Genomic DNA, 12,029 nt, shown 5'->3' on the forward strand with positions numbered 1-12,029 from the left:
AAACGTGTTGCGAGAAATCATTTCAGATCTCTCGCAACACGTTTTTTCAACTCGCTAATTTTTACTTAGCAAGTATTGTACGTCGGCGCTTTAACAACCGAACACCGGTAATAACAGTCGCAACTAAACAAATCCCTAATGAGACCATAAACGCAATGTGCATGCCATTAATGAAGATCTCCGGGTGCGCCGGCAGGTATGACGTGACTTTATATCCCGCTGATTGACTCATTGCCGAATACAGCACGGTCGTCGCAACCGAAATTCCAACAATCATGCCTAATTCACGGGCTAACGCGTTAATCCCACCAGCAACGCCTAACTCCTTAACTGCCACTGAACTCATAACAATCGAATTATTAGGTGCCATGAAGATTCCATTACCAAATCCAACCAAGCCGACGAATAGCAGGAAGAACCAAAGCGGCGTGGCTAACCCAACGACCATGTAGCCCACTTGACTGATTGAGATCAAGACCAACCCGACGAACGTCAGCAGTTCTGGACCAATTTTATCAGAAATCGTCCCAGCAATCGGGGCGACCACCACTTGTACAATTGGGAATACCATCAAGGCGTAGCCCGCGTAGTTTGCCGCTAGACCCCGAGCATTTTCTAAATAAAACGGGGCAATCACGTTAAAGAAAAAGTTCGCAATAAAAATTAATAACGCACATAAGATACTAATGCTAAAACGGGCATTCTTAAATAATTGTAGCGCTAGCAGCGGGTTTTCATGGCGTAACTCGACGCGAACAAAAATAATCAGCGTCACAATTGCCACTGCAAATAAAGCTAAGATAACCGGCTGCAAGAACCCAATCTGTTGCCCGATAAACACACCTGCAAATAGTGCAACCATGAGTACGGCAAATAACCCCGCCCCGGTCTTATCCAATGGTTGTTGTGTTGTCGTAACGTCTTTCGGTAAAATCATTGCGCCTAAAATCATCGCCAAAATCCCCACTGGAACGTTGATCCAGAAAATATACCCCCAGCTCAGATGAGCTAGAATCAGACCACCGATGCCCGGACCGGCAATGCTGCCCAAAGCAACGAATGAACCAATCATCCCGAGCGCCCGACCACGTTCCTTGAACGGGAATACTTCGGTAATAATCCCATTATTTGTACTCATCGTCATGGCTGCCCCAATCGCTTGAATACTGCGTGCAACTAGTAGAAATGGCAATCCAACACTGAATCCAGACAATAACGATCCAATGATGAATAGTAAGGATCCAATTTTGAACACTCGAATTTTACCGTAAATATCACCTAATTTACCAAATAATAGCAATAACGCACAAATCACAATCAAATAAATCGAGACGACCCATTCCGCCTGGTTCATTGGAATCGCTAGATCCTTACTCATTACTGGCAAGGCAATGTTCACAATACTCCCATCTAGCGTTGACATGAACGTAAATAAACAGACTGCAACCAGTATCCACCAGCGATGCTTTTGAATTTGTGGATTGGTTGCAAACGACATTGCTTTCATCTTTTAACTTCCCCTCTATTACCCAACTGGCTAGTAAGCCAGTCTAATTGCGCTTGGGCCCGTACCCGTTGTAAAGTATTGACCATCAACGCATCTTGAATATCAGCCGCAAGCATGTGGGTATTATTCATCACTCGTTCGTGTTGCATCGTCAGCCGTTCAACCTGCCCCTGTGCAAATTGCTGAAAATCCAACAAAATCACTTGCTGCTGATCCCGACTTAATAAATGTAAAAAATTTAGCTTCATTTGAAACGTCAACTGAGTTTGCTTATTAAGTGCGACTGGTGTCATGACTAACTGCCAAAATCGAGTTCGGCCAGTTGCCGTTATCGTGGCCAATTTTTGCGGTCGTTTATTAGTCGTCCGTTTAAACGCCAGCGTTAATTTCTCAGCCGCCGCCAACTTATCTAGCAACGGGTACAACGCACCAAAACTAATGGTTAATTCTGAACCGACTACGTTTACCAGCGCTTTACGTAACTGGTAGCCCGTCATCGGATGATCCATCAATTGTCCTAAAACAAATAATTCATACATTACATTCACCAATCTTTCGCGTTATTAAGTATATATATCTTTTAGATATATTACAAGGGGTTAAACTGATTTTTTAATGATGCCCATTCGTTACCGAATAACCCAGTTCACGTTCAACGCTAGCTTAATTGCCAAAAAGGACGACTAACCATCAGCGCTTCTCAAATCGATTTTTTTGCAAAAAAATAGCACCTCCCAGGACGACATCATCGCTTGAGGCGCTATCTCATTTAATAGTCACTTATGTTTCGATTTTTTATCTTTAATAAAGAAGTACCCGAATACTAACATGACCCCAATAACCGGTACATCTAACGCATTAAGGGGGCTCTGAAATTGCGGCCCAGCCAAAATCACCAGTATTGCGACAAAACATAGCCCAATTAACCACCACCCTTATTTTTGAAAGAAACGGATAAAGGCACTGTCTGGAAATTTGAATTTGATATATTGTAATACCAATATTAATAACACATAGGCGACAACATTGAAGAATAGTGGCATATCCATGATATGCCCCCTTTTATGCTCCATAAAAATAACCTAATGATTATAATTAATATAATTTGCTTGTTGAAATACCGCAAAAAATCAAGCGTCATTTAACCCGCAATCAACTCATAAATTGTTCATTGAAGTTTAGACGTTTTCCTTTCAAATCGGTAGTACGGTCAGCCCAAGTTCGTCCCCTCAAATCACAGTATCAGCGTCCCCCCAGTCCGAATAACGCGCGACGCTGTGTTGTACTTTACTCCAACCAAAGCCGTCTTGAATTCACGCAAAAAATGGGTGATTGCCATCGCAATCACCCATCGATATTAATGTTAACTTAATGCAACCACTAACCTGCCGCCATCACTTACTATTGAATAAGACCGACTGACTTTTAATATAATGATTGACTGGATGTAACAGTACTGTCGGATTCTCAATCGCTGAAGTAACCGAGTGACCTGAAACGTTAACTAGCGCAAAGAATAGGAATAAGACAATTGCCACTAACATGACGAGCTTAGTTGCAATCGTCATCTTTTCTGGCAGAATTTGCTTGTATAGCGTCCGATGAACTTGGCGGCTAACCGCCTGCTTACTTTTATCGCTATCCTTAGCCTTTTCTTCAACTAGTTGTCGTTCATAAGCGGCAATATCAAAGTCCGCTTGTTCCTTCTTCTTACCGACCTGATACTTCTTACGATAAGCCGCCGTTTGCGCTTTGAAGTCCTTAGAAAATTTCCGGTAATGATCAACAGTTTCCTTGGTCTCGCCGACTTCTAAAAGATCCCCAAAGTGCATCCAAGCGACCCGGTCACAAAGCAATTCCACTTGCCGTAAATTATGGCTGACAAAGATAATGGTCTTCCCTTGCTTCTTGAATTCCATAATCTTATCCACACATTTTTGATAGAAGGTATCATCACCAACCGACAATGCTTCATCAATAATCATGATATCGGGATTAATATGCACCGCAATCGCAAAACCCAATCGTGATCGCATCCCAGTCGAATAATCCTTAACTGGTTGACCAATAAAATCACCAATGTCCGCAAAGTCAACAATATCGTCACGAACGGCTTGGATTTCTTTAATACTCAATCCTTGCATGAGTCCTTTCAACCGAATGTTTTCATCACCGGTCAAATTCCACTTTAATCCGGCACCGATTGAAATAATGGACGTATCACCATGCACATCCACCGTCCCAGTCGTTTGAGGAATGATTCCTGAGATAATATTCGAAATCGTTGACTTACCGGAACCGTTGATTCCGATAATTCCTAGTGCTTCGCCCGGTTTAACGTTCAGGCTAACTCCTTTAAGTGACCAGAACCTTGGGACATCAACATTACCAATGTTAAAAAAGTGTTTTAACTTATCATTATTACTGCGATATAAATCATATTCTTTAGTGACATTATGCAATTCAACCTTATATTGATTTTCCATCAGTTCCGCCTCCTAAATCAAATCCACAAAGTTCGAACGGAACTTGTTATAGAGATACGTTCCAGTTAGAATCACAACGAGATTGAAAAGCCAAAAGACAATTGTCAGCGTAACGTTGGGCTGTTGCCAGATCCAACCACGATTAAGTAATGATTCCCGCATCCCGTTAAGCACATAGTAGAACGGATTTAGTTCTAGCAAGCGCACAAAAACAGCTGGGAAGTTAGACGTTGTAAAGTTAAACAGCACCCCACTCATGTAAAACAGCATCCGTAACACGGATTGGAGTGTAATGTGCCAGTCACGAATCAAAACACTGACCGTGGCGTTAAAAATCCCAAGTGAATACATTAATACAATCATGCAACCAAAGTAGTAAATAAATTGAATCCATGCAATTGAGGGCCAAATTCCATTAACAAACATCAGGAAAATCCCGAAGGCAATCATCGTCCAAAAGCTATATAAATTACCGTAAATCTTAATTGACGGTAACACGTTGACTGGGAATTTCATCTTGGAAACTAGCCCAACCTGACGATAAATGCTAGAAGACGCATCAAGTGTTGTCTTGTTCATGTATAGCCATGGTGCAATCCCAACTACCATCCATGGCAAATACGGAATTCCCGGCATCGGATCGCCACGTTTTAACGCGACCCCGAATACTAAGTAATAAATTCCGATTTGAATCAGTGGATTTAGAAATTCCCACGCTAACCCAAGGTAATGGCTTTGGTATGTGGCCCGATCATCATACTTCGCCATTCGCCGAATAATCTTGAAATTGGCGAACTGATCGCCAATCGTCTTAAACATCGTAAACATAGTGCACTCCTTAAATGTATGTCGCAACACGATCAAGCGCCTCTTGAAAGGTCATGACAGATTTACGGTCAAGGTGAACCGCAGCTTACATTATAACGATAAACTAGACGAATAGCATCGAAAATAACATTTTTTATTAAATATTTACTTCTTATCAGCCGGCACTTATCGTTTGGCATCATTGTTTTAACAACAAAGAAAGCCCTTACTATTTCGAGTGTTTTAACTACACGACATGCGCTATTTTAGACGATAACGTTTTAACAGATAGAAAACCAAATTTACAATTAAAGAACCATAAGTGAACAATAAGAACGCGTCGACTGAGCCCTATATTAGGAACCACAACAAATATTTAAAGAAACGCTTAGGCTATGCATTCGGATAACCACCCTAAAAGAACGCGAGTCTAATTTTTGAGGATAACGTAATTCTTTTCTATTACTGATTTAATCACTACTTCATGAACAGTGACTATTTTACGCGCCCATTATCTGAGTAATGATAATTCTGAAATCAGTTTATTTTTCAATTACCTTCAAGAATTCTTTCCGAAAACTATGTGAATAAGCCCTTTACTTCTGCTGTCCCTTAACTCACCGTGTGAGCTAAAACTGACCAGTCTTGCCGATACCCACCGTTTGAATTACACGTGCTCATCCGGACGCCTCCTCCTATCCATCCGTTCTCTCACTTAGCCATAACATACTTACAAACCAGCTAAATAATGACTTATAATAGCGTCTTGACACCAAAAAGTGCTATGATGAGGGAACATTAACTAAGGGGGTTAGACACGATGAGTTCAATAATTGAAAGTTTACAATTAGCCGCACAACAGGTTCACCTCATCAACCTATATCAAGCCAACAGCGAAGTGGTTTACACCGGTTACATCGATCGTCTGGCACCTGATGGCGTTGTCGTAAATACTTACGATGATGCTGGGCTCCAAGACGGCGCGGTCTTCATGCGCTATGACGTCATTGATGAAGTTGAAATGATGAGCGAAGACCTTGATAACATGGCTTTTCGTCTGGAGAATGCTGCCACCGAAGGGTTAAATGGTGTACCACAACCAACAGTCGCTCTAGATGAGCAACGACCAGTCCTAAAACAGTTAATTGATCAGGCCAAGGCCGATCAACAAATCGTCCTACTGGTCTTAGAAGATAACGAAAACTACCTTGAAGGCCAGGTTCAACAAATGACTGACCAAACAATTACGTTCACGACCTTTGATAAATTTAATTTTAAAAATAACGCACAACAAGAAATTTCATTGGCTGATATTCAAATTTTGGAATTTTGTGGTAACGAACTTTTATTGGAAAGCGCCTTTGTTAAGACGGCCCACACCCATCAACCAACTGTCAAAGTCAGCGATATTAATGACATTGATACTACTTTAAAGACTGCCTTGGCTGAACACCATCTGATTGCAATTCGGTCAGCCGATGGTTCTGATATGTTTTTTGTTGGCTTCATTAACGTGTTGAATGCTGACAGTGTCCTTCTTAATCTGATTGACATGACTGGTCAATTTGGGGGCTACACCCTTTGCCGTCGTTCACTGATTGAATCGGTTACGACCCAGTCGGACTATTTGCAGACCATGCGGGGGTTTATCGAACTGAACCGTCAATATGAGTTAAACGTTCAGCCAGTATTAAATGATGAACGCCTCTTTGACGCCACAACCGATCTTTTTGAGTCGTTATTACGACAAGCGGCAACCTTCAATAATTTAGTCCACATTACGACCGAAAACCCAATGCTTCCTACTATGACCGGTTACCCTGGAACGTTAACTAATGGTCACTTCATTTTCTACAATGTAGATGATGATAACCAGATCAACCATGTCGGTACGATGATTGAGCTCGATCAAGTCGTCGAATTATCTTTTGGGTACATGGACGCTTACCTATTAGAAAAACGATTAAAGAGTACTGGTAACTTATAATAATTTCAACACTCTAAATAGCACGACTAGCATTCATGCCAGTCGTGCTATTTTTTCGATTCTTGATGATCATCTAGTCCAATATATTGTCACATGCAGATGCAACCCTAAGGCTCCTAAAGCTGTAAAACAACGGTGTTCGACTTAGAATGGCGCAAAAATGGCATTAACCTAACCGTGCCAGCGATGAACGCCCCACTAAAAATGGTAATGAACAACTTGGTGATAAATAAGAAATCTAATCAATAATGACCAACCACCAATTTTCTGCTGGCAATCGTTGCCGCAAAAGCCATCTAAAGTGTTATGGTTACTTATCAAATAGATGCAATTTGGCAATCCGCTGGCACGCTTCGGTAAAGCGAGGTTCGTCAATCAGTAAGCCAACACGAACGTAGCCTTCGCCACCCGCACCAAAACCGTTTCCCGGTGCCACGGCCACGGCCACCTGATCTAGCAGTAAATCGGCAAAGCTTTCACTCGTATACCCTTCAGGAACAGGCATCCAAGCATAAAAGGATCCGCCCGATGGGTATGGTTCCCAACCAATCTTACGAGCCGCCGCAAAAAATTGGTTGCGCCGGCGTTCATACAAATTGACCAAATCACGGACGGTCTGTTGGTCACTGTTCAAAGCGGCAATTGCTGCATCTTGAATTGCTGGGAAGACACTGACAAATAGATGGTCTTGAATTAGGTTCAGAGCTTCAATCATGTCGGCATTACCAGCAGCAAAGCCAACACGCCAACCAGCCATGTTAAAAGATTTAGAGAGTGTGTACATTTCGATCCCCACGTCTTTCGCCCCTGGAGTCTGTAAGAAGCTCACGGGGCGTTGACCATCAAAACCAATCGCACCATACGCAAAATCATGCACGATTCCAATCTGATTTTTATTAGCGAACGCGACCGTCTCTCGGAAAAATTCTGGCGTAGCCACAGCGCCAGTTGGATTATTCGGGTAATTCAAGTATAGTAACTTCGCTGCGGCCGCAACTTGTGGATCGACCTGTTGATAATCTGGCAAAAAATGATTTTGTGCCGTTAGCCGCAATAACGCTAACTTCACTTGTGCTAGCGTTATTCCAGATAAATAGTCTGGATAACCGGGGTCGGGCAGGATCATCGTGTCGCCAGGATTTAGAAGCGCCAAGGGTAACTCTACTAATCCAATTTTACTGCCACCCAAAACGGCAATCTCAGTCTCCGGGTCCAACTTCACCCCATACTCGCGCTCGTAGAAATCGGCCGCTGCCTGTTTAAATCGAGGCAAACCGCGGAATAACGAATACTTATGATCCGCCGGGTCGGCAGTTGCAGCCTGCATGGCCTTAACGACAAATTCCGGAGTCGGTTGATCAGGATTTCCCTGACCCAAATTAATGACATCCGCACCGGATGCGACTTTCGCGTTGACCTTCTTAACCAAATTTGCAAAAAACTGTTTTGGTAATTGCTGTAAGATTTTGGATTCTTCAAATTTCAAACCTAGTGCTTCCCTTCTGTTAATGGCTTCAAGCTCGTAATGTCAAATGTACCAGCAAACTCGGCTAGATGAACAAGATTCCGCAAAAAGTCATGCGTCTTAGCCTCATAATGGTATTGCACCCCTAAATCATAAAGATAGCCATTGATATAATCAACTTCAGTTGGCCGATGTTTTGTAATATCTTGATACATTGACGGAAAATGTAGTGGATTCGTTTCACGACTAACATATTCAATCGTTTGCCACTCTTCTTCCCGAGTGTTCAGTAACGTAATTCCTGCCCGTTCACAAACATCAAAAGCTTCGTCAATCAGCTGCCGTCCAAGTTTCTGTGCTACTGGTGACTGGATAAATTCACCCATTTGGATTTGGAACATCGTACACAACGTGTTAATGACTGAATTAAAAATCACTTTAGCTAGCAAAGTGCCTAAGAAGTTCGTTGTCAGTGTTGGGTTAAGATGGGCGCTAGTAAATTCAGCTACGATTTGATGAGTCGTCTCATCCGGCCGTTCTGTCTGGTTCGCAATATTCATCGAACCCGCATTTTCAGCCCCTATAAAGTCCACGTCACCAGCTTTCTTTAAGACGGTTCCAATCAACGCCGTACCACCTAAGACCTTCTCTGGTTTGAAGTATTGATTGATCTTTTCAATGTGGCCCATGCCGTTCATCGCTGTAACCACGTATTGCCGGTCATTGAAGAAATGTGCTGACCTTGATAATATCTCTGCCAAGCCCATTTGCTTGGTGAAAATAATCAAAACATCTGGTTGACCACGATAATCTTCCGGGGTACTAATACGAATAGGAACTAAATGTCTGTGTTGCCCATCACGAGCAACGTAGACACCGCCCTGCTTCTGTATCGTTTGGACCTGTTGATCCCAAGTATCCACAAAATCAACTTGATACCCAGCTGCTTGTAATAAAATACCGTAACGCAATCCCATAGCTCCTGCACCCAATACCGTATACTTCATGATTATGCTTCCTTTCCTGACTACGAACGTGTGTAATGCTCTGCAAGGCGATCACCACACCACTGAACGATTTGAACAATCACAATTAAAATGACAATTACGCTGATCAATACGCCTGTATTATAGCGGTTATAACCATATTGAATTGCCAAGTCACCAATTCCACCAGCGCCGATCGTTCCAACCATGGCCGAATAGCCCAACAGACTAATCAGTGTTAAGACAACGCCTCGAATTAATGCCGGCAAAGCTTCTGGGAATAAGACTTCTTGAAAAGTCAGCCAAAAGCTTGCTCCCGTTGAGCGTGCCGCTTCAACGACGCCCGCATCGATTTCTGCAAATGCCCCTTCGGCGAGTCTGGCAAAGAATGGAATCGCTGCAACCGATAACGATACTGCTCCACCCAGTGGCGTATATGGATCTCCCGCAACAAACTTAGCAAACGGTATTAGAACTACCATTAAAATTAAAAAGGGTAGGGAACGAATCGCATTAATAATAAACCCCGCGACACTATTGATGACCGGATGAGGCGCAAACAGTGGGTTAGAATAGTAATACAAGAACAATCCAATTACGGTTCCGAAGACAATGCCAATAAAACCTGAAATGAAGACCATTTTGGCAGTGTCCCAAAGTGCAGTTCCAAGATTCTGCTGTAATATTGTCCAAGTCTCATTCATGTACTTGCACCTCCTCTACATAATCGACGCGTTGTTGGAATAATTGAATAGCTTGCTTAACCGCCTGGGGTTTGCCCGTCAGATAGACAGCTAAGACTCCAATAGCGCGTTCTTGAATAAACTCGATCCGGCCCTGAATAATATTGATATCAATATCGGTTGTCTTAGCAATTTCAGTAATAATCGGTGTCAACGAGTCACTGCCACGATAACGTAATGCCAATAGTTGACCATCTTCTTGACCTAATTGTGCAGCTACCTTGGCTGGCAATTGCGTATCCAAGAAACGATTAACCAGCCGCTGACCCATATCTGATTGGGGCGCTGCGAATAAATCATACGTACTTGATTGTTCAACTAGTTTTCCCGCCTCCATGACCGCAACTCGATCAAACAAGCTCCTAGCCACTTCTAACTGGTGCGTAATAAAGACGATCGTTATGTGTAATCGTCTATTGATATCCTTTAAAATCTGAATTATTTCTTCGGCCGTTTCAACATCTAACGCACTGGTCGCTTCATCGCATAGCAAGACATCAGGATTATTGGCAAGCGCCCGCGCAATTCCGACTCGTTGCTTTTGACCACCCGATAATTGAGATGGGTAACTGTCCTGCCGATCTGCAAGTCCAACTAACGCTAGTAAAGACTGAATACGCTTAGGCTGCTCTTTTTCAGGATAGCCGCCTGCTGTTAGCGCAAAGGCGAGGTTCTGTGCAACTGTACGATTACTGATCAAATTGAAATTTTGGAAAATAAAGCCGATTTTACGGCGTACATTCGCAATCTGTCGTGGATTTGCTTTGGTTAAATCATGACCATCAACAATGACTTGGCCCCGGCTTGGCGACTGTAAGTAATTAATCGTTCGAACTAAAGTCGACTTACCAGCACCGGATAACCCCACGACACCAAATATTTCGCCCTTCTCAATAGTTAAGGAAACATCTTTGACGGCATGCACCGTCCGCTTTTTCTGTTGAAACGTCACATCAAGGTGTTTTAATTCAATCTGACTCATACCATTGCCCTCCTACTGCCACGAAGCCGGTTGGTCAAAATCCTTAAACTCAGATTTTGCAATCGCCTTTTTAAAGGCCTTACTGTTAAGAACTGCTTTGACCGCTTTACCAAACTTAGAATTTTGTTGACTTGTTTTGACTACGAAGACTTCCTTGTAATTTTCCTTTAATTTCTCCAGCGCCAATGCTTTTGATGGCTTTAACTTGGCATTCCACGAATAATTCCCCGGAATTAAAGCGATTGTCACGTTGCTCATCGACTGTGGTAACTGAGCAGCATCTAGCGTCTTGATTTTCAATTGCCGCGAATTAGTCACAATATCCGCAGTACTGGCCGTCGTAACGTTAATGTTTTTCTTTAAAGTAATTAACTTTTGGGCCGCTAATAACTGTAGTGCCCGTGCTAAATTAGATGGATCATTGGGTAACGAAACCGTATCGCCAGCTTTCAAATCGGCTAGTGAAGTGATCTTCTTAGAATAAATCCCCATGCCTAACGTTGGCGTCTCACCGATTGCGGAAAGCTTCAAATGATTAGCTTTAGCAAAAGTTTTAAGATATAACGTATGCTGAAATAGGTTGGCGTCAATCTCCCCAGAATTCAAGGCTTTATTCGGTTGAACGTAATCATTAAATTCTTTCGTCACTACCTTGTAGCCTTTCTTCTCAAGTAGTGGCCCAATCACTTTCGTTGCCATATCGCCATAAGGACCAGGGGCAACGCCAATCTTAACCGTTGTCAACTGACTACCACTTGACTTCGAAGCGCTTGTCCGACTAAACCCCACAATTGCAACTAAAACAACAATAATTCCACCTAAAGCTAACAACCATTTCGTATTTCTTCTCATCTTCCATACCCCGTTTCTCTCTTTTCATGCCATAAAAAAGTCGTCCTCGTTATGATTTATAACAAGGACGACTCTAGCCGCGGTACCACCTTCATAGCATCCAATTGGATACCAACTCATGCAGAACTAACTGCTGCGTTAACGGGCATTAACCGCGACCACTTAACATTATTGCTCATCGATCGTTCATTAGGAAAGACCATCTTCTCAACGT

Annotated in this window: 11 protein-coding genes; 1 reads left to right on the forward strand and 10 read right to left on the reverse strand. The window is 42.7% G+C overall.

What is annotated here, in order from left to right:
* Nucleotides 1-61 precede the first annotated feature (61 nt).
* The 5 genes from RXV91_RS11595 to RXV91_RS11615 form a co-directional block, all read right to left on the reverse strand.
* A complete protein-coding gene (locus tag RXV91_RS11595; protein WP_316439975.1) occupies nucleotides 62-1,507 on the reverse strand; it encodes an MFS transporter in 1,446 nt (481 codons plus the stop codon).
* Entirely contained in the window at nucleotides 1,504-2,046 is a 543-nt protein-coding gene (locus RXV91_RS11600; RefSeq protein WP_316439976.1) for a helix-turn-helix transcriptional regulator, read from the reverse strand. The genes RXV91_RS11595 and RXV91_RS11600 overlap by 4 nt, the downstream gene beginning before the upstream one ends.
* Nucleotides 2,047-2,442: 396 nt before the next feature.
* On the reverse strand, nucleotides 2,443-2,580 hold the full coding sequence (locus tag RXV91_RS11605) for a hypothetical protein (protein WP_316439977.1): 138 nt from the start codon (nucleotides 2,578-2,580) through the stop codon (nucleotides 2,443-2,445).
* Nucleotides 2,581-2,901: 321 nt separating this feature from the next.
* Nucleotides 2,902-3,993, reverse strand: coding sequence for an ABC transporter ATP-binding protein (locus RXV91_RS11610; protein ID WP_316439978.1), 1,092 nt, complete (start codon nucleotides 3,991-3,993; stop codon nucleotides 2,902-2,904).
* A 12-nt stretch (nucleotides 3,994-4,005) separates the two neighbouring features.
* Complete coding sequence (locus RXV91_RS11615) at nucleotides 4,006-4,821, reverse strand: ABC transporter permease (protein ID WP_316439979.1); 816 nt, start codon at nucleotides 4,819-4,821, stop codon at nucleotides 4,006-4,008.
* A 799-nt stretch (nucleotides 4,822-5,620) separates the two neighbouring features.
* Between RXV91_RS11615 and RXV91_RS11620 the strand changes: the two genes are divergently transcribed.
* Complete coding sequence (locus RXV91_RS11620) at nucleotides 5,621-6,787, forward strand: hypothetical protein (protein ID WP_316439980.1); 1,167 nt, start codon at nucleotides 5,621-5,623, stop codon at nucleotides 6,785-6,787.
* A gap of 310 nt (nucleotides 6,788-7,097) precedes the next feature.
* Here RXV91_RS11620 and RXV91_RS11625 read toward each other — a convergent pair whose 3' ends face one another.
* From RXV91_RS11625 to RXV91_RS11645, 5 genes are read right to left on the reverse strand one after another with little or no spacing between them, the layout of a single operon-like run.
* The gene (locus tag RXV91_RS11625) at nucleotides 7,098-8,273 is read right to left on the reverse strand and encodes a pyridoxal phosphate-dependent aminotransferase (RefSeq protein ID WP_316439981.1); all 1,176 of its coding nucleotides are present in this window, start codon (nucleotides 8,271-8,273) and stop codon (nucleotides 7,098-7,100) included.
* 2 nt (nucleotides 8,274-8,275) lie between these two features.
* Nucleotides 8,276-9,259 (reverse strand): ketopantoate reductase family protein, encoded by a 984-nt coding sequence (locus tag RXV91_RS11630; RefSeq protein ID WP_316439982.1) that lies wholly within the window; start codon nucleotides 9,257-9,259, stop codon nucleotides 8,276-8,278.
* 20 nt (nucleotides 9,260-9,279) lie between these two features.
* Nucleotides 9,280-9,942 carry a methionine ABC transporter permease gene (locus RXV91_RS11635; RefSeq protein ID WP_316439983.1) on the reverse strand — a complete coding sequence of 221 codons (663 nt, stop codon included), beginning with the start codon at nucleotides 9,940-9,942 and terminating at the stop codon, nucleotides 9,280-9,282.
* Nucleotides 9,935-10,963 (reverse strand): ATP-binding cassette domain-containing protein, encoded by a 1,029-nt coding sequence (locus RXV91_RS11640; protein WP_316439984.1) that lies wholly within the window; start codon nucleotides 10,961-10,963, stop codon nucleotides 9,935-9,937. The genes RXV91_RS11635 and RXV91_RS11640 overlap by 8 nt, the downstream gene beginning before the upstream one ends.
* A 12-nt stretch (nucleotides 10,964-10,975) precedes the next feature.
* On the reverse strand, nucleotides 10,976-11,815 hold the full coding sequence (locus RXV91_RS11645) for a MetQ/NlpA family ABC transporter substrate-binding protein (protein ID WP_316439985.1): 840 nt from the start codon (nucleotides 11,813-11,815) through the stop codon (nucleotides 10,976-10,978).
* Nucleotides 11,816-12,029 lie beyond the last annotated feature (214 nt).

This window comes from Lactiplantibacillus sp. DA1 (assembly GCF_032681335.1).
Lineage (GTDB): Bacteria > Bacillota > Bacilli > Lactobacillales > Lactobacillaceae > Lactiplantibacillus.